Source organism: Klebsiella sp. ME-303 (assembly GCF_007910085.1).
GTDB lineage: Bacteria > Pseudomonadota > Gammaproteobacteria > Enterobacterales > Enterobacteriaceae > Klebsiella > Klebsiella michiganensis.
Genome location: NZ_VOJB01000073.1, coordinates 174,093 through 198,997 on the forward strand (window position 1 = coordinate 174,093; position 24,905 = coordinate 198,997).

Here is a 24,905-nt window from a genome sequence, read left to right on the forward strand (position 1 = left end):
GCGTTGTTGTCTGGTGAGGATGCGATGATTATCTATTTACATGGTTTTGATTCAAACAGCCCCGGTAACCATGAGAAGGTGCTTCAGCTTCAGTTTATTGACCCCGATGTTCGGTTGATTAGCTACAGCACGCGGCATCCCAAACATGATATGCAGCACTTATTAAAAGAGGTCGATAAGATGCTGCAGCTGAGCGCCGACGATCGGCCGCTGATTTGCGGCGTGGGTCTCGGCGGCTTCTGGGCGGAGCGAATTGGCTTTCTTTGCGATATCCGCCAGGCCATTTTTAACCCGAACCTGTTTCCCAATGAAAACATGGAAGGGAAAATTGATCGGCCGGAAGAGTATGCGGATATTGCCACCAAATGCGTGAATAATTTCCGCGAAAAAAACCGCGATCGCTGCCTGGTGGTGCTATCTCGTCAGGACGAAGCGCTGAATAGCCAGCGTTCGGCGGACCTGCTGCACCATTACTATGAGATAATTTGGGATGAAGAGCAGACCCACAAGTTCAAGAATATCTCCCCGCATCTCCAGCGCATAAAAGCCTTCAAAACCCTCGGCTAAACGCGCGCCGGCCCGCAATGTGAAAACATCGCGGGCTTTTTTTTATTCATTTTTGCGATTCTGCGCTCAAAAAATATGCGGTAAAACTTGATGCATATCAATTTTGGTATGACCAATGCACCGTTCATGTTATTCTCGATCTCGCTGAATGGTTTCACTGCCGTAACCTGTTGTTAATTAAAGGTTATATCTATAACTTTTAGTTAACAATTGGTTAATAATTTTAGGGGGTCGCGTGACTACGCCATTGAAAAAAATAGTGATTGTGGGTGGTGGTGCCGGTGGGCTGGAGCTGGCTACCCAGTTGGGTAAAAAGCTGGGCCGTAATAAAAAGGCCAAAATCACGCTGGTTGATCGTAACCACAGCCACCTGTGGAAACCGCTGCTGCATGAAGTGGCGACCGGTTCACTTGATGAAGGTGTAGACGCGCTGAGCTATCTTGCTCACGCCCGTAACCACGACTTCCAGTTCCAGCTGGGATCGGTGGTGGATATTAACCGTGAAACCAAAACGATCACCCTCGCCGAGCTGCATAACGAGAAGGGCGAGCTGCTGGTGCCCGAGCGTAAGCTGCCTTACGACACGCTGGTCATGGCGCTGGGAAGTACGTCGAACGACTTCAACACGCCTGGCGTGAAAGAGAACTGCATCTTCCTCGATAATCCGCATCAGGCGCGTCGTTTCCATCAGGAAATGCTGGATCTGTTCCTCAAGTATTCGGCGAACCTCGGGGCGAACGGTAAGGTGAATATCGCCATCGTCGGCGGCGGCGCGACCGGCGTTGAGCTGTCGGCCGAGCTGCACAATGCGGTGAAACAGCTGCACAGCTACGGCTACAAAGGTCTGACTAACGAAGCTCTGAACGTGACGCTGGTTGAAGCTGGCGAGCGTATTCTGCCCGCGCTGCCGCCGCGCATTTCCGGCGCCGCGCACAGCGAGCTGACCAAGCTTGGCGTTCGCGTATTGACCAAAACCATGGTCACCAGCGCCGATGCAAACGGTCTGCACACGAAAGAAGGCGAATTTATCAACGCTGACCTGATGGTCTGGGCGGCCGGGATTAAGGCGCCGGACTTTATGAAAGAGATTGGCGGTCTGGAGACTAACCGTATTAACCAGCTGGTGGTCGAACCGACGCTGCAAACGACGCGCGATGCGGATATTTACGCCATCGGCGACTGCGCGTCCTGCGCCCGCCCGGAAGGCGGTTTTGTTCCACCGCGCGCTCAGGCTGCGCACCAGATGGCGACCTGCGCCCTGCACAATATTCTGGCGCAGATGAAAGGTAAGCCGCTGAAAGCTTATACCTATAAAGATCACGGTTCGCTGGTGTCGCTCTCTAACTATTCCACCGTGGGCAGCCTGATGGGCAACCTGATGCGCGGTTCAATGATGATCGAAGGTCGCATTGCGCGCTTCGTCTATATCTCGCTGTATCGCATGCACCAGATTGCGCTGCACGGCTACTTTAAAACCGGTCTGATGATGCTGGTAGGACGTATCAACCGCATTATTCGTCCGCGCCTGAAGCTGCATTAATGTCTCTGGGCGGCAAAGCCAGAAGGTTTTGTCCGCCCGTTTGCTTTTCGCATTAAGAGACTCATAGCCAGAATATCCTCCTTTCCTTGCCGGAAAACCCTCTCAGATTCCTCCGAATCCCGTTGATTTGCCACACGTTCACGCACTTTTCATCCGCTTTCTTATTTGCAAGCCTGATGCCTGGATTGCAAAATTACGGGCAATAGCAACGAAGGAGGAAGTCCCGTGAATAAATCAATGTTGGCGGGTATAGGAATTGGCGTGGCTGCCGCGCTGGGCGTCGCAGCCGTTGCCGGTCTTAACGTGTTAGATCGCGGCCCGCAGTATGCACAGGTAGTGTCCAGTACGCCGATAAAAGAGAGCGTCAAAACCCCGCGCCAGGAGTGCCGGAACGTCACCGTGACCCATCGTCGACCGGTGCAGGATGAAAACCGCATCGCCGGATCCGTGCTGGGCGCGGTAGCCGGCGGGGTTATTGGCCATCAGTTCGGCGGCGGACGCGGCCGCGACGTTGCCACCGTCGTAGGCGCGCTGGGCGGCGGCTATGCCGGTAACCAGATTCAGGGCTCAATGCAGGAAGGGGATACCTACACCACGACGCAGCAGCGCTGCAAAACGGTGTACGATAAATCAGAAAAAATGCTCGGCTACGATGTCACTTACAAAATCGGCGACCAGCAGGGCAAAATCCGTATGGATCGCGACCCTGGTACGCAAATCCCGCTGGACAGCAATGGCCAACTGATTCTGACTAACAAAGCGTAAAAAAGATGTGTATCTTTATTCGCCCCTCAGGCTCTCTGGCTGAGGGGCTTTTTTATCAGAAGCTCAAAGCGTAGTTCAGGCCGAAGGTGCGTCCGCGACCTTTATACTCGTAGAGAGAGCTGCTGCCGTAGGTCGGGCTATACAGCAGCGGCGCGCGCTGGCCCCAGACGGTGACATAATCTTCATTGAGCAGGTTCTCAATGCTGAAGGTCAGCTTGCCGAGGGGGAGCGCGTAGCTGCCGATAAAGTCTACCGTATTGTAGCCGTCGAGCTTGTTGCCGCTGGCATCGCTGATATCAAACACCTGCTGGCTTTGCACCCGCAGCGACCACGGCTCCGGCGCCCAGCCCACCCACGCGGTGGCTTTTGACGGCGAGGCGAGAGTGACGTCCCACTTCTGCCAGCTACCGTCGCTTTTCACCTGCGATTTCAGCACGTTAAAGTTAGCTCCGGCGCTCCAGTCGCTGTTCGGGAAGTAGTAGTCCACCGCGCCCTCTACGCCATAAATACGGCGTTTATCGGACTGCACATCGATGGTCATATCGGTACGGTTAACGACGATCGTTTTATCGGAGGTCGAGTAGTAAGCCGCCAGCTGAGTGCGCAGATTATCACCGGTGTAGCGCCAGCCCAGTTCGTACGAGTTAACTTTAATTCCCTGCAGCGGCGAATCGCCAACGTTCACGCTTGAGATAAGCGGAAGATGGCCGTTGACCGCCGCGCCGTACTTTCCGATGCCGTAGTATTTGCCCGGATCCGGCAGCTCAACGCCCTGAGAGAAGTTAAACCAGGTCTGCTGGCGATCGGTGAGATGGGCGACAATCCCGGCGTTAAACAGGAAGTTGTCGTAATCGGTTTTTCCGCCCGGAATGGCATCCGCTGAGCTGACCTTGCCGCTGGCGACATCCTGCTGCTGGGCATAGCCGACAAAATCATCGACCCGGTTTTCCGTCCACTGATAACGTACGCCGCCGCTGATAGTGAAGATGTCGTTCAGGTCATAGCTGGACTGCAGGAACGGCGCCAGGTTGGTAATGCTGTAGCCGGGATAACGGCCGGTGGTGTAGATAGCCTGGTTATTCAGACCGCCGGAAGACATAGACTGGCCCAAATCGAAGAACATCTGATTGGCGTTGAAGGTTTCGTGGTCGGCGTCCACTCCCCAGGTCAGATCCCAGCCATCCAGCGGCTGGCTATTCAGGGTGATCTTCGCGCCGTACTGATCGGTATCCTGCTTTGAAGAGGAGAAGCTGCTGACCTGGCCTTTGCTGAGCGTAGGGAAAGGGTAAAAAGTCAGGGATTCATCACGATAATAGACCTGGCTGACCAGATTCTGGCCGAGGAAATCGGCATCGGAATACTGCAGGCTTATCAGGTGACGTTCGGTGCCGGGGACGCGGTCGGAGTTCAGGCCATCGGTGGTAAAGGCTTTGCCGTCGCCGGTCACCGCCGACATATTTTTCCCGAGGTACAGACCGTAATCGTCGCCCTGGCTTTTATAGTACTGGGTTACCAGCTGCAGCTGACGGTTCTCGTCAATCTCAATGGTTCCCGTTCCCATCACATCCAGGCGGTCGGAATGCTGAAGCCCGGTCTGGGTATTATCAAGGATCAGCGCATCATTATTGCCATCATACCAGCCGCCAAAACGCTGATAGGCGACCGATAAACGGCCGGAAGCGTGGTCGGTACCGCCGCTGACCGCTGCCGCCACGCGTTCATCATGATCGTTGCTGTTGGCAAAACCGGTTTTGCTCCCCAGCTCCAGATCGACCTGACGCTCCTGCTGGCCCTTTTTGGTGACGATATTAATAAGGCCGCCGGTACTACCGCCGCCGTACAGCGATGTGGCGCCGGAGATCACCTCGATATGCTCAATGTTAAACGGATCGATAGAATCCAGCTGGCGGCTGTCGGTACGGGAGGAGTTAAGGCGAACGCCGTCAATCAGCACGACGATCGCGCGGCCGCGCATATTCATGCCGTAGTTGGTGCGTCCCTGGCTGCTGACGTCGATGCCGGGGATCAGCTGCGCCAGCACGTCTTTAAATTCTTTTCCGCCCTGAACTTGCTGTTCAATTTCCTGGCCTTCGATAACCCAGGTGGTCTGGGCCATTTCAGCGACGGTGCGGTGCGTTCGGTTTGCGCTGACGATCATGCTGTCATCAGCGGCCCAGGCGGGCAGGGCGGTTGCCAGCAGCAGTGGGTTAAGCACCCAGAGACGCTTGTTCATGCTCATTCCTTTTATGAGTTTATGCCCCTCATTCTTCAAGTTGCAGGTGTGTTGACTGCGGATTACTCGGCCCATCCATGGGCCTCGCCCCTACGGGGCCAGCGCTAGCGCAGATCAAGGCACAAGCGCCATGTCCTGCAACTCGAATTATTTAGGGCTTACGATATCGTTGTTTTCGTTATTCGGTACGGGCGTACCGGTTGTTACATGGTGAAATATACAGAAACGTTTAACACCGAATTTTGCCCGTATTGATTATTGTTATCAATATCATTCTCGCGAAATGAACAAAATAAATGACTGAAAACATTGCGTTATGTAGGGATAAAGGGGAGGGGAACCGGTGGGGAGCCCACCGGTAAGCGAGGTCTTAGCGCTGAAGAACCTGAGGCCACAGACGCAGCGTGGTCTCGGCGATTTGCATGATTTTAGTGAAGTCGGCGCCTTCGCGGGCGCTGATCGACATGCCTTGTAATATGCAGTTGAGGAACTGCGCCAGCTGACGTACGTCGCCGTCTGGCGGCAGCTCGCCGCGCAGCTGCCGCTGCTGGAGAAACTGCGTTAGCGTCTGTTCCTGCATCGCGTGCCGGGACTTAACGGTATTGGCGATATCGGTGGACGCCGCCGCCAGCGCTGCGGAGGTATTAATCATAAAGCAGCCTGCCGGCGTTTCTTTGCTGGTAAAGCAAGTCGCGACGGCGGTGAAGTAGTCGCGTAACGCTCGATCGACGCTTTTCTCTTCGTCAAAGAGGAGCGCTTCGTGCCTGGCGGCAAAACGCGCGATGTAGCGATCCAGCACCGCGCGAAACAACCCCTCTTTATTCACAAATTCCGCGTAGAGCGTAGGCGCTTTTGCGCCCGTCGCCTCCACTAAATCGGCGAGAGAGGTCGCTTCATAGCCGTGCTGCCAGAAGAGTGTCATGGCCTTATCCAGCGCCGCTTCCCTGTCGAACACTTTAGGTCGGCCACGGCTTTTTTTTGTGCAACTTTGAACGTCAGTTGTCATGGTGCCGCTGTACCTGTGTTGGTTTGTTGAAAGGGCATTATAAAAATAAACCTTACGTGCTACCAGCGATGTTGCTCTAAAAATAAATAATTCATATATGTATGAATTTTAAGCTGTTTATAAATAGTTAAACGGTCGTTATAAAAATAGTTTGACGTGTGATGTGGATCACATTATCATTTCCCTATCGATCGTTAATTAAATGCGTTCGCCCCTACAAAAACATTCATCTGCACAGGTATAACAATCATGAAAAATGTTAAAACACTCGCTATCGCCGCTGTTCTTAGCTCACTCTCTTTCGCCAGCTTCGCCGCTGTAGAAGTTCAGTCAACGCCGGCGGGTCAGCATAAAATCGGTACCGTTTCCGCCTCAGCCGGGACCAACCTGGGTTCGCTGGAAGATCAGCTGGCGCAAAAAGCGGAAGAGATGGGCGCAACCTCTTACCGTATTACGTCCGTAACCGGTCCTAACACCCTTCACGGGACTGCGGTTATCTACAAATAATTGTTGCGCTACCCCTGTTATGCCACTGACTACGCGCGGATCTGACCCCCTTCAGCAGTCCGCATAAAGTAAGAAGTACGTTGTTCTCTGACGAGAGGCGGTGCCCGCCCCTTATATGGCGCCGCAACCCGCAGAAAAGCAGGACCCTGTTTGATTATTGCCATAAAAAAACCGCCTCAGTGAACTGAAGGCGGTTTTTTTTCGTCGGCAGTTTAGCGAACTAGAGCGGCTGCTCCGTTACGCGATGGTGGCGGGTGACGTCAATCGGCATGCCCGAACGCAGCATCATCGCGCGTTCCATTACCTCGGTGTCGGTCAACTGTGCCTGCTTAAACGCCTGCATGCTGTCGGTAAGGGTAATGGGCAGCGTCTGCGGGTCGTCATCAATATGTTTTGACAGCGGCTGATGGACCTCCACCAGACGGGTGCCGTTCGGCTCCACGGACACCTTGATTGGCGTATTGATAATCGTCACCCTGGTGCCAGGGGTGATTTCGTTGTACAACGCTTTGATGTCGTCATCGCGCAGGCGAATACAGCCGGAGCTGACGCGCATGCCGATGCCGAAGTCGGCGTTGGTGCCGTGCAGCAGATACACGCCGCCGTACGCCGCCAGGCGAATAGCGTGGTGCCCCATGGGGTTATCCGGGCCAGCGGGCATGACGGCGGGCAGGTCAATGCCCATTGCTTTATAGCGGGCGCGAATATTGGCCGTCGGCGTCCAGGTCGGGTTGGCGCGTTTGTCGGAGACGGTGGTAACCATTGTCGGCGTGATGGTGTCGCCGCCGAGCTGGCCAATGCCGATAGGATAAACGGTCACTTCACTTCTTCCTGGCGGATAGTAATAGAGGCGAAGTTCGGCCAGGTTAAGGACTAATCCTTCGCGCGGCGCGTCGGGCAGCAGGGTTTGCAGCGGAATCGTCAGCACGCTACCGGCTCGTGGAACATACGGATCCACCCCGGGGTTAGCCTGGAGCAGGGCCAGAAAACCGACGTTGTACTTTTTGGCGATCGCTTCGAGCGAGCCGCCGTTATTCTCGACGACATGAAACTGGTTTTGCCCGACCAGACGGCTGCCCGGAGGCGGCAGGGGCCAGGTATTGGCGCGAGCGGGCAGCGCCAGCGCGGCGGCGATAGCTATCATCCCCAGCCAGAGAAAAATTCGCGTAAAGCTTTTCATCACCCTAATTCCATAATAAGTAAGTGGTTATTTTTATACGAAAAGTCCCTGAGATTATGGCGAAGCGAGTGTCTGGAAGTTCAGAGGGATTGCAAAATGTTTGTAAATTTTGCCGAACAAGTGGGGAGGGGCGGGATACGACGCACAGGCCGTATCCCGCCTGCTATCAGGCGGCGGCGTTCTCTTCGAGCTGGCGCATAAACTGGCGCACCCACTCCATCCGCGTTTTACGCTCGGCAAGGTCCTGCGTAAACTTGAGGCGCGTTGGGCCATCCAGGCGATAGTGCTGAGGCTGCTTTTGCAACAGGCCAATCAGCCACATCGGATTCACGTTATTCTTCTCGTTAAACTCAATGGTGCCGCCCTTTTCGTTGCTCTCCAGCTTGCGGATCCCCAGCTTCTGCGCCTGCTGGCGCAGTCGGGCGATATCGAGCAGGTTTCTTGCCGGATCGGGCAGCAGGCCAAAGCGATCGATAAGCTCGACTTTGATCTCCTCCAGCTCATTCTCGTTCTTCGCGCTGGCAATGCGTTTGTAGAACGACAGGCGCGTATTCACATCCGGGATAAAGTCATCCGGCAGCAGCGACGGCATCCGTAGCTCAACTTCGGTCTGCTGACTGGTAAGATCCTCCAGCGAGGGTTCGCGGCCTGCTTTCAGCGCGTCAACGGCATTTTCCAGCAGCTCCATATAGAGGGAGAAGCCGATGGTTTCCATGGAACCGCTCTGATCCTCGCCCAACAGTTCACCCGCGCCGCGAATTTCGAGGTCATGCGTTGCCAGAGCGAAACCAGCGCCGAGATCTTCCAGCGATGCAATCGCCTCAAGGCGTTTTTGCGCATCGGTGGTCATCGCCTTCGGATGCGGGGTCAGCAGCCAGGCATAGGCCTGATGGTGCGAACGACCGACGCGACCGCGTAGCTGGTGCAGCTGTGCGAGACCGAAGTGATCGGCGCGCTCGATAATAATGGTGTTCGCCGTTGGAATGTCGATCCCGGTTTCGATAATGGTGGTGCACACCAGCACGTTAAAGCGCTGGTGATGGAAATCGTTCATCACCCGTTCGAGTTCGCGCTCGCGCATCTGGCCGTGACCGATGGTAATGCGCGCTTCCGGCACCAGCTCCGCCAGCCTCTCGGCGGCTTTCTGGATGTTTTCCACGTCATTATAGAGGTAGTAAACCTGGCCGCCGCGCAGTACCTCACGCAGGATCGCCTCGCGGACCACCAGCGCGTCATATTCGCGGACGAAGGTTTTGACCGCCAGACGGCGGGCGGGCGGGGTGGCGATGATCGACAGATCGCGCATACCGCTCATCGCCATATTCAGCGTACGCGGAATAGGCGTGGCGGTCAGGGTCAGGATATCGACGTCGGCGCGCATCGCCTTGATGCGCTCTTTATGGCGCACGCCGAAGCGGTGCTCTTCATCAACAATCAGCAGGCCGAGATCGCGCAGCTTAACGTCCGGCTGCAGCAGTTTATGGGTGCCGATAAGAATATCGACTTTCCCTTCCGCGACCTGCTCGAGGATCTGCGCCTGCTCTTTGGCGCTACGAAAGCGCGAGAGCATCTCGATGCGCACCGGCCAGTTGGCGAAGCGATCGCGAAAGTTATCGAAGTGCTGCTGGGCGAGCAGGGTGGTCGGCACCAGCACCGCCACCTGCTTATGGTTTTCAACCGCCAGAAACGCGGCGCGCATCGCCACTTCCGTTTTGCCGAAGCCGACATCGCCGCACACCAGACGGTCCATCGCCAGCGGCTGACACATATCGCTTAGTACGGCGTTAATAGCCTGCGCCTGATCGGGCGTGGTCTCGAACGGGAAGCCGTCGCAGAACAGTTGATATTGCTCTTTATCATGTTTAAACGCGTAGCCCGCTTTCGCCGCACGCTGAGCGTAGATATCCAGCAGTTCGGCGGCCACGTCGCGCACTTTCTCGGCCGCTTTCTGCCGCGCCCGCGCCCAGACGTCGCCGCCCAGTTTATGCAGCGGCGCATTCTCTTCCGCGCCGCCCGCATAGCGGCTAATCAGATGCAGCGACGACACCGGCACGTACAGTTTGGCATCGTTGGCGTAGGTCAGCATCAGGTATTCGCCGTTGATGCCGCCCGCTTCAAGGGTGGTCATTCCGGCGTAGCGCCCAACTCCATGCTCAAGATGCACCACCGGTTGGCCGATATGCAGCTCCGCCAGGTTACGAATCAACGTATCGGGATTGATGGTGCGGCGAGAGTCCTGACGACGGCGCGCGACGCGCTCGCCCAGCAGGTCGCTTTCGCAAATCAGCGCCAGATTACGCTGGCTATCGACGAAACCATGCTCGGCGGCGCCGATCATCAGATAGCGGCCATTACCCGTCGCCTCTTCAAGACGCAGGATATGCTTTGGCGCGATCTTAATACGCGCCAGCATTTCGCCAAGCGCCTCTCGACGCCCCTCGCTCTCGACCGAAAAAATCACCGGCCCGCTGAAGGACTCGAGGAATCGGCGCAGGTTATCCAGCGGCGCTTTGTTCTGCGCCTGGATCGCCAGCTCGGGTAATTTCTGATAACCGAGATTGGTGTTGGCGGCTTTTTCCGCCAGACGCTCGGTTTTGAGCTGGACGCGCGGCCATTTTTTGAGCTCGCTAAACAGCTCATCGCTGCGCAGCCACAGCTGTTCCGGCGGCAAAAGCGGGCGCATCGGGTCGACGCCGCGGTTTTCAAAGCGGGCGCGGGTTTCGTTCTGGAAGCGTTCGGCGCTGGCCTCCAGATCGCCGGTATTAACGATCAGCGTTTTCGCCGGGAAATAGCTGAACAGCGGCGGCAGCGGCTCGTTAAAGAACAGCGGCTGCCAGTATTCGATTCCCGCGGGCAGCGTGCCTTTACTGACCTGCTGATAAATATGCTCGGCGTCGCGTTTGACCTCAAAGCGGTCGCGCCACTGGCTGCGGAATAGCTCGATAGCGGCCTGATCCGTCGGGAATTCGTGCGCCGGAAGCAGGTTAATGCTGGCGACTTCCTCCAGCGTACGCTGGCTGTCGACGTCGAACAGACGCAGGCTGTCTATCTCATCATCAAAAAAATCGAGACGGTAGGGCTGCTCGCTGCCCATAGGAAACAGGTCAAGCAATGCGCCACGCGTGGCGTACTCGCCGTGCTCCATCACCTGGTCGACGTGACGATAGCCGGCGCTATCCAGCTGGGAGCGCAGCGCATCCCGCGACAGGCGCTGGCCTTTTTTCATCACCAGCGCGTGGCCGTGGAGGAAATTATGCGGACAGACGCGCTGCATCAGGGTGCTGACCGGGATAATTAGTACGCCGCGTTCCATGGTCGGGAGCTGGTACAGGGTGGCGAGACGGGAAGAGATAATGTCCTGGTGCGGGGAAAAGCTATCGTAGGGGAGGGTTTCCCAATCCGCCAGGCCCGCCACCATGCTATCGGTAAACTGCCTGATTTCATCATTCAGACGCAGGGCGTTTTGCATATCGGGGGCAATCAGTACCACCGGGCCGCCGTGGCGCTCGGCCATTTCCGCCACCAGAGTGGCGCAGGCCGCGCCGGTCAGTTCGCCAATCTGGCGCTGATCGCCGGCTTTAACCGGCAGAGAGTATCGGTATTGTTCAGGCATAGACGGTATCATGATCTCTTGGGTATTCGCTCTGCCGATATGGAGGGCAACTCGCTGATATTCAATAGTGAGATTATCCGCGATCGACCCGGATTCGCCAACCCGTATCGCAAACATCCTGTCGTGGCCAAAAATGTAACGAACTCCGATAAGCGTAAAGTTAAATAATGACTTACCTGTCTATCTTGTTGTTTATATTGATGTTTTGCTATTTTTGTCAATAAAATCTACAGGTATCAGTCATTTACGCTGCCCATAATCGCTTATATACTCGGGCATCGGCTATCAGCAATCAGATGGATTACATGTATCAACCTGCCGCACTCTTTATCGGCCTTCGCTATATGCGTGGGCGCGCAGCCGACCGCTTCGGTCGTTTCGTCTCCTGGCTTTCGACCATCGGCATTACGCTTGGCGTGATGGCGCTGGTGACCGTTCTTTCGGTGATGAACGGCTTTGAACGCGAGCTGCAAAACAACATCCTGGGGCTGATGCCGCAGGCCATTCTTAGCGCCAAGCAGGGGTCTGTAAACCCGCAACAGCTGCCGGAAAGCGCGGCCAGATTACAGGGGGTCACCCGCGTGGCGCCGCTGACCACCGGCGATGTTGTACTGCAAAGCGCCCGCAGCGTGGCGGTCGGCGTGATGCTCGGCATCGACCCGGCGCAAAAAGATCCCCTGACGCCCTACCTGGTTAACGTCAAGCAGAGCGATCTGCAGGCCGGCAAGTATAACGTCATCCTGGGCGAGCAGCTGGCAGGACAGCTGGGCGTCAATCGCGGCGATCAAATCCGCGTGATGGTGCCTTCCGCCAGCCAGTTTACCCCGATGGGGCGGCTTCCCAGCCAGCGCCTGTTTAACGTAATCGGTACCTTTGCCGCCAGCAGTGAAGTCGATGGTTATCAAATGTTGACCAACATCGACGACGCCTCGCGCCTGATGCGCTACCCGCAGGGAAATATTACCGGCTGGCGGCTGTGGCTGAATCAGCCTTTACAGGTGGATACTCTCAGCCAGCAGACGCTGCCGGAAGGGACCAAATGGCAGGACTGGCGCGAGCGTAAAGGCGAGCTGTTCCAGGCCGTGCGGATGGAAAAAAATATGATGGGCCTGCTGCTGAGCCTGATCGTCGCCGTCGCCGCTTTTAACATCATTACCTCTCTGGGAATGATGGTGATGGAAAAACAGGGCGAGGTGGCGATTCTCCAGACCCTCGGCCTGACGCCGCGGCAGATCATGCTGGTCTTTATGGTTCAGGGGGCCAGCGCCGGGATCGTCGGCGCGCTGCTTGGCGCCGGGCTGGGCGCGCTGCTGGCCAGCCAGCTGAATAATTTGATGCCGATTATCGGCGCGTTCCTCGACGGCGCCGCGCTGCCGGTGGCCATTGAGCCGCTGCAGGTCATTGTGATTGCCCTGGTGGCAATGGTGCTGGCATTACTCTCTACGTTGTATCCTTCATGGCGCGCTGCCGCCACTCAACCCGCTGAGGCTTTACGTTATGAATAAGATCCTGCTGCAATGCGACAACCTGTGCAAACGCTATCAGGAAGGCACCGTGCAAACCGACGTGTTGCATGATGTCAGCTTCAGCATTGAGGAGGGTGAGATGATGGCGATTGTCGGTACCTCCGGTTCCGGCAAAAGTACGCTGCTGCATCTGCTTGGCGGGCTGGATACGCCGACCTCCGGCGACGTTATCTTTTCCGGCCAGCCGATGAGCCAGCTCTCCGCCGCCGCCCGCGCCGATCTGCGCAACCGCGAACTGGGCTTTATCTATCAGTTTCACCACCTCTTACCGGATTTCACCGCGCTGGAAAACGTGGCGATGCCGCTGCTGATTGGTAAGCAGAAGGCGGCGGATATCGAGCGGCAGGCGAAAGCGATGCTGCGCGCCGTCGGGCTTGAGCACCGCAGCGACCACCGTCCGTCGGAGCTCTCCGGCGGCGAGCGTCAGCGCGTTGCGATTGCCCGTGCGCTGGTCAATAAACCGCGCCTGGTGCTGGCGGACGAGCCCACCGGTAACCTTGACGCCCGCAACGCCGACAGCATTTTTCAGCTGCTTGGCGAGCTGAACGTGGCGCAGCGTACCGCCTTCCTGGTGGTGACCCACGACCTGCAGCTGGCAAAACGCATGAGCCGCCAGCTGGAGATGCGCGACGGGCGCCTGACAGCCGAACTCTCCCTGATGGGGGCTGAGTAATGGCTTCTCCGTTATCGTTATTGATTGCCCTGCGCTTCAGCCGTGGACGGCGGCGCGGTGGGATGGTGTCGCTGATTTCGGTTATTTCGACGATCGGTATCGCGCTGGGCGTGGCGGTGTTGATCGTTGGCCTGAGCGCGATGAACGGCTTCGAACGCGAGCTCAACAACCGCATTCTGGCGGTGGTCCCGCACGGTGAGATTGAACCGGTGAACCAGCCGTGGAACAACTGGAACGAGGCGCTGGCGAAGGTTGAGAAGGTCAAAGGCATCGTTGCCGCGGCGCCATATATTAACTTCACCGGGCTGGTGGAGAGCGGCAGCAATATGCGCGCCATCCAGGTGAAAGGCGTTGACCCGCAGCAGGAGAGCCGTCTCAGTTCGCTGCCCAACTTTGTGCAGAACAATGCGTGGGCCAGCTTTAAAGCCGGCGAACAGCAGGTGATCCTCGGTAAAGGCGTCGCCGATGCCCTGCACGTTAAGCAGGGGGACTGGGTGTCAATTATGATCCCTAACTCCGATGCCGAGCATCAGCTGCTGCAGCCAAAGCGCGTCAGGCTTCACGTCGCCGGTATTTTGCAGCTCAGCGGTCAGCTCGATCATAGTTTTGCCATGATTCCCATGCAGGATGCGCAGCAGTACCTTGATATGGGCAGCAGCGTGACGGGGATCGCCATCAAAGTGACCGATGTGTTTCATGCCAACACCCTGGTACGCGATGCGGGCCAGGTGACCAATAGCTACGTTTATATCAAGAGCTGGATAGGCACCTACGGCTATATGTACCGGGACATTCAGATGATCCGCGCCATTATGTACCTGGCGATGGTGCTGGTGATTGGCGTGGCCTGCTTTAACATCGTCTCGACCCTGGTGATGGCGGTGAAAGATAAAAGCGGCGATATTGCGGTGCTGCGCACGCTTGGCGCAAAAGACGGGCTGATCCGCGCGATTTTCGTATGGTATGGTTTACTTGCCGGTTCGGTAGGGAGCCTGATTGGGGTGGCGATTGGCGTTATCTGCGCCTTTAAGCTGACCGCAATCATTAACGGTATTGAGAACCTGATCGGGCATAAATTCCTCTCCGGCGACATCTATTTTATTGACTTCCTGCCGTCTGAACTGCACTGGCTGGACGTCGTTTACGTGCTGGTGACGGCACTGTTGCTGAGTTTGCTGGCCAGCTGGTATCCCGCCCGCCGCGCCAGCCGCATTGACCCGGCGAGGGTGCTGAGTGGCCAGTAATTTATCGTCATGGTCGGCTTTGCTGACCAGTAAAGAGGAATTGCTGAAATGTACTATGGATTTGACATTGGCGGCAGCAAGATAGCGCTGGGCGTATTTGATAAATCGCGGCGGCTGCAGTGGGAAAAACGCGTCGCCACGCCGAAAGAGAGCTACGAAGCATTTTTGCAGGCGGTAGAGGAGCTGGTTGAAGAAGCCGACCAGCGCTTCGGCTGCCAGGGCTCGGTGGGCATCGGTATTCCGGGCATGCCGGAGACGGAAGACGGCACGCTCTACGCCGCCAACGTGCCCGCCGCCAGCGGCAGGCGGCTGCGGGCCGATCTGAGCGAACGTCTGGGCCGCGATGTGCGGCTTGATAACGACGCCAACTGTTTTGCCCTCTCCGAAGCGTGGGATGACGAGTTCACCCAATATCCGCTGGTGATGGGGATGATCCTCGGCACCGGGGTTGGCGGGGGGCTGGTGCTCAACGGAAAATCGATTACCGGGCATCGCTATATTACCGGCGAATTCGGCCATATCCGCCTGCCGGTGGATGCGCTGGAGGTGGTGGGGCGCGATTTTCCGCTTACGCGCTGCGGCTGCGGCCAGCTGGGCTGCATTGAAAACTACCTTTCCGGACGCGGCTTCGCCTGGCTGTATGAACATTTTTACCAACACGCTTTAACCTCGCCCGAGATCGTCGCGCTATGGCAGCAGGGCGACGCGAAGGCGCGCGAGCACGTCGAGCGCTATCTCGATTTACTGGCGGTATGCCTGGGCAATATTTTAACGATTGTCGACCCGGATCTGCTGGTGCTTGGCGGTGGATTGTCTAACTTTACAGCAATAACCGAAGGGCTGGCGCAGCGCCTGCCGCGACATCTGCTTCCCGTTGCCGGCGTGCCGCGCATTGAGCGCGCGCGCCATGGCGATGCCGGAGGCATGCGCGGTGCGGCCTTCCTTCATCTGACTCAATAACGACAGAGGTAGCTATGCAGTCGCGCCGCTTACATCGATTAAGCCGATTTCGCCGCAATAAGCGTCGGTTACGAGACCGTCTGCGTCAGCGGATTTTCTTCGGCGAAGATAAGGAGACCCCTGAAACGATGGAAAAACCAAGAGTCGTGGTGCTAACCGGCGCGGGTATTTCGGCAGAGTCGGGAATTAAAACCTTCCGCGCCGCCGATGGCCTGTGGGAAGAGCATAGGGTGGAAGACGTGGCGACGCCGGAAGGCTTCGCCCGCGATCCGGCGCTGGTGCAGGCGTTTTACAATGACCGCCGCCGCCAGCTGCAAGGACCGGACATCGTGCCCAACGCGGCGCATCAGGCGCTGGCGCGGCTGGAAGAGGCGCTGGGCGATCGTTTTCTGCTGGTCACCCAGAATATCGATAATCTGCACGAGCGCGCGGGCAATCGCCGGGTGATTCATATGCACGGCGAGCTGCTGAAGGTGCGCTGCTCGTGGAGCGGCCAGGTGCTGGCGTGGACCGGCGATGTGACGACGGAGGACAAATGCCACTGCTGCCAGTTCCCCGCGCCGCTGCGCCCGCACGTGGTGTGGTTCGGCGAGATGCCGCTGGATATGGATGAGATCTACCTTGCGCTGGCCGAGTGCGATATCTTTATCGCCATCGGCACTTCCGGGCACGTTTATCCGGCGGCAGGCTTTGTTCACGAAGCGCGGCTGCAGGGCGCCCATACGGTAGAGCTCAACCTCGAGCCAAGCCAGGTGGGCAGCGAATTTGCCGAAAAACACTATGGCCTGGCAAGCGAAGTGGTACCGTGCTTTGTGGAAAAGCTGCTTAAACAGCTGGCAGGATAAACGCAACCTCATCACTACAGCGTTACGGAAAACAGGAGTGGCTATGGATAGCCCATTAGCAATATCTGTCGCGATAATTTTGGCCGCAGTAGGGGCGGTTCGGCGAGGTTCGGCCCGCTTATCGTGCTGAGCGCGTTGTGGAAGCCGCTGAATTATGTTGCGGGAAAGCTTGCTGCTGTCTTAACGAAAACCAGGACAAGAAATAATCCACGCTTTTGCCACCGCCCGAGAAAAAGCGTACGACAATCGCCAGGGCAGGTCGCTCATGAAATTCAGGACGCCGCGGCGCCCTTTATTCATAGCGCCTTCTGCATATTAATCACCGCCCGGGCATTGGATGCGCTGGTGGCCAGCACGTCAATCACGCCGGTGCGCAGCGCGCCGAGAATCGCCGTTGCCTTGGTGCTTTCCGAAGCAATGGCGATCACGCACGGGATGGCGCGGAGCTGTTCAAGGCTCAGGCCGATAACCCGATCGTTCATCACCGTATCAACCGGTTTACCCTGGATATTGAAAAAACTATAGCCGGCGAGATCGCCCACTACGCCCTGTTCCTGGCGCGCGGTCGCAATCTCCTGTGGGGAGAACCAGCCGAGCTGCACCATAAAGCTATTTTCATTCATATCGCCAAGGCCAATGATGGCGACATCCGCCTTGCTGGCCTGTTCGAGCGTGGCTTTAATCAGCCGGTTTTGCATAAACGCCGAGCGCAGTTCCGGCGTTTCGACATAGGCCGGGGCGTACAGCGTTTCGCTAAAACCGTTGAATTTACGCGCCAGGTTTCGACTGATGTGATCGGCATCGATCAGCTGGTTGTCGCGCTTGGTGCCGCCGATACCGCAAATAAAGCGACAGTTGCGCTCCGGAAAAATCCCCACGTGGTTGGCCACGGCGGCGACGTTGCGACCCTGCCCGACGGTCACCGTCATATCGCTTTTGAGGATCCCGGCGAGATAGTTGCTGACCAGCGCCGCGACCTGCTGGCGCTGTTCATCCTCGTCGTGATGGTCCAGGGCGATAAGCGCGCGCTTGATGCCGAAATGGGAGATAAACTGCTGCTCAATCTGGGAGCTGAAGACCGGGTGGTATTTCACGCTGATCTCGACAATTCCTTCGTGGCGAGCTTTTTTCAGCAGCCGACCGACCTTAATGCGTGAGATCCCAAAGCGTTTTGCAATCTCTTCCTGGGTTTGCTCCTGATCGTAATAGGCCACGGCAATTTCTGTCAGCAGCGCATAATCTGAGTCTTGTTCAGTCATAGTTATCGCCTGGTGTTTCCATCTTTGATGTCTCCCTAATACTACTGCGCCTGAAGAATAAATTCCTCTGTAACGCGTTGAACAATGTCGCAATAGCCGTTGGCATCCCATGCCGCGCGGCCAATAAACAGTCCGTTAATGTCATCCTGCTGAAGGAGTTCTACGGCATTTTGCCGATTGACGCTACCGCCGTACAGCAGGGGAACGCGCCGTCCGATTTCTTCGCTGAAGGTCTCGCATAACGCCTGACGCAGCGCCCGGTGGATCTCTGCGGCCTGCTCCGGCGTCGCCGGCGTGCCGTGTTCGCCGATAGCCCATATGGGCTCATAGGCAACCAGAGTGTGTAAAACCTGCTGTTCATTCAGGCCATAAAGCGCGATTTTCATCTGCCGCACTACCGTTTCCCGTGAGACCTGCCAGCGTTTTTCATCGGCGCTGTCGCCGATACAGATCAGAGGCCGAAGGCCATGACGCAGGGCGCGATGTACTTTTTGGTTAATGGCGGCGTCGGATTCATTGAACGCGCCGCGACGCTCGGAGTGACCAAGCTCGACCAGGGCGGCGCCGGTTTCAGCCAGCATGGCGGCGGATATTTCACCGGTCCAGGCGCCGTTTTCCGCTTCATGCATATTCTGCGCGCCGGTCAGGCAGGGGATCTGATGCTGCTGTAGATACTGGCTGACGGGATAAATGGCGGTGAAAGGGGGAATAATAAACGGCTGGATTTTCGGATGCCTCACCTGCGGTAACCGCTGCGCCAGCGTTTCACAAAAGGCCATGGCTTGCGATAACGGTTTGTTCATTTTCCAGCTGGTTCCTAACCAGATTTGTTCCATTTTGTTCTCCGTAATAGGTAAATCAATAGCTTGTCGTGAAATGGCTTTCGCTTATGAGTGAGATTGAACTTTTTATCACCCAATGAACATATGTTAGATCACATTTTTTTATAAAATAAATCTATGGATTTTTTTATGTGATCTAAATCACCAATAACCTCTCAATCATCAGGTAATGTTTTGACCATATGATTCACTATTGAACATATGAACAAACCGATTTTCACTACGAGAGGTCCACGATGTCACAAGAGAAAAAGCCCGTTGTCGCACTTACCATTGGCGATCCTGCCGGGATTGGTCCGGAGATTTCAGTCGCGACGATGATGGAGAAAAGCGTCTACGACGAGTGCAAACCTTTTTTGATTGGCTCAGCGCCGATTATCGCCAGAGCAATGAAAATCATGGGCTGTGATTTTCCGATTAACAAAATTAGCCATCCGCAGGAAGCTCGCTTCAGCTGGGGTACGCTGGACGTGCTGGAAACCGATGATTATGACTGCGAGAGCATTGAATGGGGCAAAGTGCAGAAGCTGGCGGGGCAGATGTCGCTGGACTATGTTCTGAAATCTATCGAACTGGGGAAAGCCGGCCTGATCGATGTGGTCTCTACCGCGCCGATTCATAAAGAAGCAATCAAGCTGGCGGGGTGTAAACTGCCGGGTCATACCGAGATCTATCAGGTTGAAACGCAATCCGATTATGGCCTGACCATGTTCCACGTTCATAACCTGCGGGTCTTCTTCGTGAGCCGTCATATGGCGCTTAAAGACGCCTGCGATTACGCCAATAAAGAGCGCGTTCTGGCCTGCGTGCAGCAGATCCACCATGAGTTCACCGCGCTAAATATCAAAAATCCGCGCATTGCGGTAGCCGCGCTGAATCCGCATGGTTCAGACAACGGCCTGTTTGGCCACGAAGAAGCCGATAACCTCATCCCGGCAGTCAAAGCGGCGCAGGAAATGGGGATTAACGCCATCGGCCCGGTGCCGGCAGATTCCGTCTTCCATCTGGGTAAACAGGGGCGCTATGACGCCATCCTCTCGCTTTACCACGATCAGGGGCATATCGCCTGTAAAACCCTCGATTTTGAGCGTTCCGTGACCATTACCTTTGGCCTGCCGTTTATGCGTAGCTCGGTAGACCACGGCACGGCGTTTGATATTGCCGGCACCGGTAAAGCGGGCACCGTCAGTATGCTGGAGTCCACGATGGCCGCGGTGAGCTACTGGAAAATGAAAAACCACTAATCGCTGAGGTTAATGCGAAGCAAAAGGGCAGAGAAATGGAAAAACATCTGTTAATTAGCAAAGGCTGTAAGGGCTGGGGCGGGCCGCTGACCATTAATATTAGCCAGGCGAAAAAGATTGCTTATATCACCGGGGGGATTTGTCCCCCGGTTGTTGAGCGCCTGAGCGAACTGACCGGCTGGCCTTCCGTCGACGTATTTAAAAATGGCGAGCCGCCGGAAGAGGAGATCGGCCTGATGGTTATCGACTGCGGCGGCACGCTACGCTGCGGTCTCTATCCCAAACGCGGTATTCCGACGATTAACCTCCATCCCACCGGTAAAAGTGGCCCGCTGGCGGAGTTTATTCATGAAGGAATCTACGTCTCCGGCGTGACGCCCGCCTGTATTGAAATGATCTGGCCGCAGGGGGAAGGCGGTAAGCTGGGGATCGTGGCCGACGATCTGACCGGTGCGACCACCGTCGGGGTGCTGCTGGCGCGTAGCGGGTTAAAAACCGCCGCGTTCTTCGATACTGAATCCTTCGCCCGCAATGAGGTGGAGTATCCGGCGATGGTCGTCAGCAGCGACAGCCGTCCTTTGCCGAAAGCGGAAGCCCAGCAGCAGGTCAGCGCCGCGGTGAAGCAGCTGCAGGCGCGCGGCGCGCACTACTTTACCAAGCGTATTGATACCACGCTGCGCGGCGGTATCGGCTTTGAAATTGACGCCATGCTGGAACAATTGCCGCTGGAAACGGTTGCCGTCGTCGTGCCGGCGATGCCGCAGTCGCGGCGTATTCTGGTTGGCGGCTATTCGGTAATTGACTCCGTCGCGCTTTCGCGAACCGATGTCGCACGCGATGTACGTACCCCGGTTACCGAATCCTGGGTGCCGGGATTGCTGGCGGCGCAGACCCATCATCAGGTCGGACATATCGCGCTGGCCTCGGTGATGAAAGGCGAGGGGCAACTGCAGCGGGATCTCCAGGAACAGCAGCAGCGCGGCGTGCGGGTGATCGTCGTTGATGCGATTACCGTTGACGATGTCGATGCGATTGCCGGGGCGGTGGTGGCGCTGAACTGGAACGTGCTGGCGGTCGACCCGGGGCCTTTTACCGAGCGGCTTGCGGTCCGTCGTGGCCTGATGCGGGAAGCGCGCAGCAGCGCGACAGCGTCGTCAGGGGCGGAAAACCCGCGCGGTTCGATTCTGGTGGTTGCCGGTAGCGCCACGCCGGTGACTAAAAAGCAGCTTCAGCATCTGATCGCTAATGACGAAAGAGTATGTCACATTCCTGTTGATGCCGAACTGCTGGTTGACAGGAAAAACGCCGCTGAAATCGAAGTGAATCGCGTGGTGCAGCATGCCCGGCAGTGCGTGCCGGCACAGCAGAACGCCATCTTCGTTTTTGAATCCGCGTTAACCGGGCGGCTGCTGAATCTTCAGGAAGAAGAGCAGCGCTTTGGGCTGGCCCACGGACAGGCTGCGGAAAATATTAACCAGGGACTGGGGAATATTGTTCGTGACGTGCTTAACTGCGCAGCCGGAGAAATTAAAGGCCTGTATATGACCGGTGGCGATACGATGGTGAATGTTCTTAAAGAGCTCGGCGCTACCGGGATTGAAATGATTGACTACGTGATACCGCAAACCGATATGGTGCGTATTATCGGCGGCGATTATGCGGGATTGATTTGCGTCGGTAAAGGCGGTTTAACCGGACCAGAAGATATTATTAGTACTATTGTTGAAAGAATTTATAAAGAAGCGCAGCTATAACCCACCGGTCATATAAATAAAAAACGACGTAATGGTCGTCCGGGTAGTATTGCGTCGTTATCTCTGTTAAATCATAATTTATGAGTTACCCTATGAACATAAATATATTAGAGAAGATGAATAAGGTGCCAGGCGGTTTAATTATTATTCCGTTGCTCGCGGCGATTCTTATTAATACCTTTGCGCCGGAAGTCCTGGGCATCGGCGGCCCGACGACCGCATTATTCAAGGTTGGTTCCAGCGCAATGATGGGGATTTTTCTGCTAATTTGCGGTACCTCGATCAATATCCGCCAGGCCGGCTTGCCGCTCTATAAAGGCGCGGTGCTGCTGTTCCTGAAATGCCTCGCCGGCGCGCTGGCCGTATGGGTGGCCGGAGCGATGTTTGGCCCCAACGGTTTCCTCGGTATTTCGACCCTGGCGCTGATTGCCTGCTTAACCAGCTCCAACAGCTCGCTATATATCGCGCTGTGCAGCAACTACGGCGATGCCAGCGACGCCGGGGCGATCTCCGTCTTCTGCGTCAAGGATGGGCCCTTTGTTACCATGATGGTGCTGGGGGTCAGCGGCCTGGCCAATATTCCTTTCGCCGCGCTGCTATCGATGCTGATCCCGCTGCTGATTGGTATGCTATGGGGCAACCTTGATGATCGTTTCAAACAGCTGTGCGCCGCCGCTCAGCCGCTGATTATCATTATTATGTCGTTTGCCATCGGCGCCAATTCCAGCATTAACACGGTCTTTACCGCCGGACTGTCCGGGATCCTGCTTGGCATTATCTCTGCGCTAACCGGCATTGTGTTCTATTTTATCTACAACCTGTTCCTGAAGAAGAAAACCGCGCTGGGCGCCGCGCTGGGGACAACCGCCGCCAGCTCTGCGCTGACGCCGGCAATGGTGGCTCAGGCCGACCCCTCGCTGGCGATGTACGTGGATGCCGCGACCGCGCAGCTGGCGACGGCGAGCATCATCACCATGATTACCGCGCCGATACTGGTGGCCTGGTTTGATAAACGTCTGAAAAAGCGCGCGCCGAGGGTTGAACCAGTAAAAGAAGAAACCAGTGAAGAGAAAGTGACATTATCTTCGCCTGCCACCAAAGGGAACAAATAATATGATCGCGCCGTTGTATTCATTACTTATCACGGCTGTCGGGGAATATGTCAAAAACTCTCTACAGGAGCATCAGCTGATTTTATTTTCTGAATCCGTTCCTGACGATATTGCGATGTATTGCGCCGTACATCAGAGCAGTGAGCTGACAGCTGAATTGTCACCCGGGCAGATAATGAAAATAAATGAGACTATTTATCGAGTCACGGCGGTAGGTAGCGTTGCAACGGCAAATTTAAAACGGCTTGGCCATATCACTTTAAAATTTGATGGCGCTGCCACCGCTGAATTACCGGGGATGGTGCATCTCAATGGTGACGTCCCCCAGGATATTCAGCGCGGCGACCAAATCTTTTTTTATCCGGAACTAAATTAAGACGTACAGCTAAATTAAGGAAATTATCATGAAAACAATCGCTATTGGTGCGGATGATGCCGCCTATGCTTTTCGCGACGCTATCGTCGCTTATCTGAATGGGCAGGGAATTAAGGTCGCGGATTACAGCAGCGATAAACGCCAGGGCAGCATGGTCTATCCGGATGTTGCCCACGCGGTGGCAATGTCAATAAAGCAGGGCGAGCACGATCGCGGCATCCTGATTTGCGGCACAGGCATTGGAATGAGCATTGTGGCAAATAAAGTGCCGGGGGTACGAGCCGCCCAGTGCCACGATACTTTCTCCGCCGAGCGGGCGCGCAAAAGTAATAACGCGCAGATTATCACTCTTGGCGCGCGCGTGATTGGCCCGGAGTTGGGCAAAAAAATTATTCAGGCCTGGCTTGAATCCGAATATGAAGGCGGCGGCTCCGCGTCGAAAGTGGAGCGTATCGACTATTACGAACACCAGCACGCCAGAGATTAATATCCGCAGTCGTAATATAAGGAACAGACTATGAGCCAGTTAGACGAACTGAAAAAATACACCACGGTGGTTGCCGACACCGGCGATATCGAATCGATTAAAAAATTTGCCCCGCAGGATGCGACCACCAACCCTTCACTGGTGCTGAAGGCCGCGCAGCTCCCGCAGTATCAGGCGCTGATTGCCGACGCAATCGGCAAGGCGCGTCGGCAGGGCGGCAGCCCGGAAACGCAGCTGATAAACGCCTGCGATCAGGTGGCGGTGGATATCGGTACCGAGGTACTGCGTCATGTGCCGGGGCGTATTTCTACCGAAGTCGATGCCCGTTTTGCCTGGGATCGCGGGATGTGCGTGTCGAAGGCGCGCAAGCTTATTCAGATGTATGAAAAGAACGGCATCGGGCCGGAACGCATCCTTATCAAACTTGCCGCCACCTGGGAGGGGATTCGCGCCGCAGAGGAGCTGGAACAAAGCGGTATCAACTGTAACCTGACCCTGCTGTTCTCCTTTGCCCAGGCGCGGGCCTGCGCCGAAGCGGGCGTCTTTTTAATCTCGCCGTTCGTGGGGCGTATTTACGACTGGTATCAGAAAAACCAACCGCAGTCGGAGTATCAGGTCGACAGCGATCCGGGCGTGGTTTCCGTGCGCCAGATTTATCAGTACTACAAATCGCACGGCTACGACACCGTGGTGATGGGGGCCAGCTTCCGCCGTATCGAGCAGATCCAGGCGCTGGCGGGCTGCGATCGCCTGACTATCTCCCCGGCGCTGCTTGATGAACTGGCCGCCAGCGAAGGCGCGCTGAGTCGCCAGCTGGCGCCCGGCTGCGTGACGGAAACCCGCCCCAGCCCGATGACTCAGGCGGAGTTCCTCTGGCAGCATCATCAGGATCCGATGGCGGTGGAAAAACTGGCGGAAGGTATCCGCCTGTTCGCGGTCGATCAGGTCAAACTGGAAAATCAGATTCAGCAGATGCTGTAAGGGCAGGAAAAGAGACTTATGAATACCACAAAAACCACCCGCAGCCTGTGCGCCAACGCGCTGCGAGCGCTGAGCATGGACGCAGTACAGAAAGCCAAATCCGGTCACCCGGGTGCCCCGATGGGTATGGCTGACATTGCCGAAGTCCTGTGGCGTGATTTCCTGAATCATAACCCGCAGAACCCGTCATG

The 24,905-nt window shown here is 56.2% G+C and carries 22 protein-coding genes and 1 pseudogene; 17 read left to right on the top strand and 6 right to left on the bottom strand.

Going from position 1 to position 24,905, the window contains the following annotated elements:
* Positions 1-24: 24 nt before the first annotated feature.
* From ycfP to FQK12_RS12870, 3 genes are all read left to right on the top strand, one after another.
* On the top strand, positions 25-567 hold the full coding sequence (gene ycfP / locus FQK12_RS12860) for an alpha/beta hydrolase YcfP (protein WP_004849931.1): 543 nt from the start codon (positions 25-27) through the stop codon (positions 565-567).
* A gap of 235 nt (positions 568-802) precedes the next feature.
* Positions 803-2,107: an NAD(P)/FAD-dependent oxidoreductase gene (locus tag FQK12_RS12865; RefSeq protein WP_004849932.1), complete on the top strand. Its 1,305-nt coding sequence runs from the start codon at positions 803-805 to the stop codon at positions 2,105-2,107.
* A gap of 225 nt (positions 2,108-2,332) precedes the next feature.
* On the top strand, positions 2,333-2,872 hold the full coding sequence (locus FQK12_RS12870) for a glycine zipper 2TM domain-containing protein (protein ID WP_004131424.1): 540 nt from the start codon (positions 2,333-2,335) through the stop codon (positions 2,870-2,872).
* A gap of 55 nt (positions 2,873-2,927) precedes the next feature.
* Here the strand turns inward: FQK12_RS12870 and FQK12_RS12875 are convergent, their stop codons facing one another.
* Positions 2,928-5,105: a TonB-dependent siderophore receptor gene (locus FQK12_RS12875; protein WP_014228851.1), complete on the bottom strand. Its 2,178-nt coding sequence runs from the start codon at positions 5,103-5,105 to the stop codon at positions 2,928-2,930.
* A 370-nt stretch (positions 5,106-5,475) separates the two neighbouring features.
* Positions 5,476-6,111 (bottom strand): TetR/AcrR family transcriptional regulator, encoded by a 636-nt coding sequence (locus FQK12_RS12880; RefSeq protein WP_004849937.1) that lies wholly within the window; start codon positions 6,109-6,111, stop codon positions 5,476-5,478.
* A gap of 249 nt (positions 6,112-6,360) precedes the next feature.
* On the opposite strand from FQK12_RS12880, the gene bhsA reads away from it, so the two are divergent.
* The gene (gene bhsA, locus FQK12_RS12885; RefSeq protein WP_004131427.1) at positions 6,361-6,618 is read left to right on the top strand and encodes a multiple stress resistance protein BhsA; all 258 of its coding nucleotides are present in this window, start codon (positions 6,361-6,363) and stop codon (positions 6,616-6,618) included.
* A 220-nt stretch (positions 6,619-6,838) separates the two neighbouring features.
* Here bhsA and FQK12_RS12890 read toward each other — a convergent pair whose 3' ends face one another.
* Both FQK12_RS12890 and mfd read right to left on the bottom strand, forming a co-directional pair.
* Positions 6,839-7,798: a L,D-transpeptidase family protein gene (locus tag FQK12_RS12890; RefSeq protein ID WP_014228853.1), complete on the bottom strand. Its 960-nt coding sequence runs from the start codon at positions 7,796-7,798 to the stop codon at positions 6,839-6,841.
* A gap of 166 nt (positions 7,799-7,964) precedes the next feature.
* Entirely contained in the window at positions 7,965-11,411 is a 3,447-nt protein-coding gene (mfd, locus tag FQK12_RS12895) for a transcription-repair coupling factor (RefSeq protein WP_014228854.1), read from the bottom strand.
* Between the two features lie 39 nt (positions 11,412-11,450).
* On the opposite strand from mfd, the pseudogene FQK12_RS27990 reads away from it, so the two are divergent.
* The 6 genes and pseudogenes from FQK12_RS27990 to cobB form a co-directional block, all read left to right on the top strand.
* Positions 11,451-11,516 (top strand): annotated as a pseudogene (locus FQK12_RS27990) (hypothetical protein); the annotation flags it as partial.
* Positions 11,517-11,716: 200 nt separating this feature from the next.
* The gene (gene lolC / locus FQK12_RS12900; RefSeq protein ID WP_004849945.1) at positions 11,717-12,916 is read left to right on the top strand and encodes a lipoprotein-releasing ABC transporter permease subunit LolC; all 1,200 of its coding nucleotides are present in this window, start codon (positions 11,717-11,719) and stop codon (positions 12,914-12,916) included.
* Entirely contained in the window at positions 12,909-13,610 is a 702-nt protein-coding gene (lolD, locus tag FQK12_RS12905) for a lipoprotein-releasing ABC transporter ATP-binding protein LolD (protein ID WP_014228855.1), read from the top strand. The genes lolC and lolD overlap by 8 nt, the downstream gene beginning before the upstream one ends.
* The gene (gene lolE, locus FQK12_RS12910) at positions 13,610-14,854 is read left to right on the top strand and encodes a lipoprotein-releasing ABC transporter permease subunit LolE (protein WP_014228856.1); all 1,245 of its coding nucleotides are present in this window, start codon (positions 13,610-13,612) and stop codon (positions 14,852-14,854) included. Before lolD ends, lolE begins: the two co-directional genes overlap by 1 nt.
* Positions 14,855-14,902: 48 nt before the next feature.
* Entirely contained in the window at positions 14,903-15,814 is a 912-nt protein-coding gene (gene nagK, locus FQK12_RS12915) for an N-acetylglucosamine kinase (RefSeq protein WP_014228857.1), read from the top strand.
* Positions 15,815-15,828: 14 nt separating this feature from the next.
* Positions 15,829-16,659 (top strand): Sir2 family NAD+-dependent deacetylase, encoded by an 831-nt coding sequence (gene cobB, locus FQK12_RS12920; protein ID WP_014838101.1) that lies wholly within the window; start codon positions 15,829-15,831, stop codon positions 16,657-16,659.
* A gap of 296 nt (positions 16,660-16,955) precedes the next feature.
* Here cobB and FQK12_RS12925 read toward each other — a convergent pair whose 3' ends face one another.
* Both FQK12_RS12925 and FQK12_RS12930 read right to left on the bottom strand, forming a co-directional pair.
* Complete coding sequence (locus FQK12_RS12925; protein WP_004101147.1) at positions 16,956-17,918, bottom strand: sugar-binding transcriptional regulator; 963 nt, start codon at positions 17,916-17,918, stop codon at positions 16,956-16,958.
* 41 nt (positions 17,919-17,959) lie between these two features.
* Positions 17,960-18,754, bottom strand: coding sequence for a triose-phosphate isomerase (locus FQK12_RS12930; protein ID WP_014228859.1), 795 nt, complete (start codon positions 18,752-18,754; stop codon positions 17,960-17,962).
* A 242-nt stretch (positions 18,755-18,996) separates the two neighbouring features.
* On the opposite strand from FQK12_RS12930, the gene pdxA reads away from it, so the two are divergent.
* The 7 genes from pdxA to FQK12_RS12965 form a co-directional block, all read left to right on the top strand.
* Positions 18,997-20,004: a 4-hydroxythreonine-4-phosphate dehydrogenase PdxA gene (pdxA, locus tag FQK12_RS12935; protein WP_014228860.1), complete on the top strand. Its 1,008-nt coding sequence runs from the start codon at positions 18,997-18,999 to the stop codon at positions 20,002-20,004.
* Between the two features lie 35 nt (positions 20,005-20,039).
* Positions 20,040-21,758, top strand: coding sequence for a four-carbon acid sugar kinase family protein (locus FQK12_RS12940; protein WP_014228861.1), 1,719 nt, complete (start codon positions 20,040-20,042; stop codon positions 21,756-21,758).
* A gap of 92 nt (positions 21,759-21,850) precedes the next feature.
* On the top strand, positions 21,851-22,870 hold the full coding sequence (locus tag FQK12_RS12945; RefSeq protein WP_014228862.1) for a 2-keto-3-deoxygluconate permease: 1,020 nt from the start codon (positions 21,851-21,853) through the stop codon (positions 22,868-22,870).
* Position 22,871: 1 nt separating this feature from the next.
* Positions 22,872-23,246: a PTS glucitol/sorbitol transporter subunit IIA gene (locus FQK12_RS12950; RefSeq protein WP_014228863.1), complete on the top strand. Its 375-nt coding sequence runs from the start codon at positions 22,872-22,874 to the stop codon at positions 23,244-23,246.
* Between the two features lie 28 nt (positions 23,247-23,274).
* The gene (gene rpiB, locus FQK12_RS12955; protein ID WP_014228864.1) at positions 23,275-23,733 is read left to right on the top strand and encodes a ribose 5-phosphate isomerase B; all 459 of its coding nucleotides are present in this window, start codon (positions 23,275-23,277) and stop codon (positions 23,731-23,733) included.
* Positions 23,734-23,763: 30 nt separating this feature from the next.
* Positions 23,764-24,714, top strand: coding sequence for a transaldolase (gene tal / locus FQK12_RS12960; RefSeq protein ID WP_014228865.1), 951 nt, complete (start codon positions 23,764-23,766; stop codon positions 24,712-24,714).
* An 18-nt stretch (positions 24,715-24,732) separates the two neighbouring features.
* Positions 24,733-24,905 (top strand): hypothetical protein (locus tag FQK12_RS12965; protein ID WP_186711202.1); only part of this gene is annotated, 173 nt, incomplete at its 3' end.

Bases quoted from the DNA above. Each gene is read 5' to 3' on its own strand.
- tal (WP_014228865.1), top strand. From the start codon at position 23,764: ATGAGCCAGTTAGACGAACTGAAAAAATACACCACGGTGGTTGCCGAC.
- lolC (WP_004849945.1), top strand. From the start codon at position 11,717: ATGTATCAACCTGCCGCACTCTTTATCGGCCTTCGCTATATGCGTGGG.
- mfd (WP_014228854.1), bottom strand. From the start codon at position 11,411: ATGCCTGAACAATACCGATACTCTCTGCCGGTTAAAGCCGGCGATCAG.
- bhsA (WP_004131427.1), top strand. From the start codon at position 6,361: ATGAAAAATGTTAAAACACTCGCTATCGCCGCTGTTCTTAGCTCACTC.
- cobB (WP_014838101.1), top strand. From the start codon at position 15,829: ATGCAGTCGCGCCGCTTACATCGATTAAGCCGATTTCGCCGCAATAAG.
- FQK12_RS12930 (WP_014228859.1), bottom strand. From the start codon at position 18,754: ATGGAACAAATCTGGTTAGGAACCAGCTGGAAAATGAACAAACCGTTA.
- FQK12_RS12925 (WP_004101147.1), bottom strand. From the start codon at position 17,918: ATGACTGAACAAGACTCAGATTATGCGCTGCTGACAGAAATTGCCGTG.
- lolE (WP_014228856.1), top strand. From the start codon at position 13,610: ATGGCTTCTCCGTTATCGTTATTGATTGCCCTGCGCTTCAGCCGTGGA.
- lolD (WP_014228855.1), top strand. From the start codon at position 12,909: ATGAATAAGATCCTGCTGCAATGCGACAACCTGTGCAAACGCTATCAG.
- FQK12_RS12890 (WP_014228853.1), bottom strand. From the start codon at position 7,798: ATGAAAAGCTTTACGCGAATTTTTCTCTGGCTGGGGATGATAGCTATC.
- FQK12_RS12940 (WP_014228861.1), top strand. From the start codon at position 20,040: ATGGAAAAACATCTGTTAATTAGCAAAGGCTGTAAGGGCTGGGGCGGG.
- FQK12_RS12880 (WP_004849937.1), bottom strand. From the start codon at position 6,111: ATGACAACTGACGTTCAAAGTTGCACAAAAAAAAGCCGTGGCCGACCT.
- FQK12_RS12875 (WP_014228851.1), bottom strand. From the start codon at position 5,105: ATGAACAAGCGTCTCTGGGTGCTTAACCCACTGCTGCTGGCAACCGCC.
- FQK12_RS12945 (WP_014228862.1), top strand. From the start codon at position 21,851: ATGAACATAAATATATTAGAGAAGATGAATAAGGTGCCAGGCGGTTTA.
- rpiB (WP_014228864.1), top strand. From the start codon at position 23,275: ATGAAAACAATCGCTATTGGTGCGGATGATGCCGCCTATGCTTTTCGC.
- ycfP (WP_004849931.1), top strand. From the start codon at position 25: ATGATTATCTATTTACATGGTTTTGATTCAAACAGCCCCGGTAACCAT.
- nagK (WP_014228857.1), top strand. From the start codon at position 14,903: ATGTACTATGGATTTGACATTGGCGGCAGCAAGATAGCGCTGGGCGTA.
- FQK12_RS12950 (WP_014228863.1), top strand. From the start codon at position 22,872: ATGATCGCGCCGTTGTATTCATTACTTATCACGGCTGTCGGGGAATAT.
- pdxA (WP_014228860.1), top strand. From the start codon at position 18,997: ATGTCACAAGAGAAAAAGCCCGTTGTCGCACTTACCATTGGCGATCCT.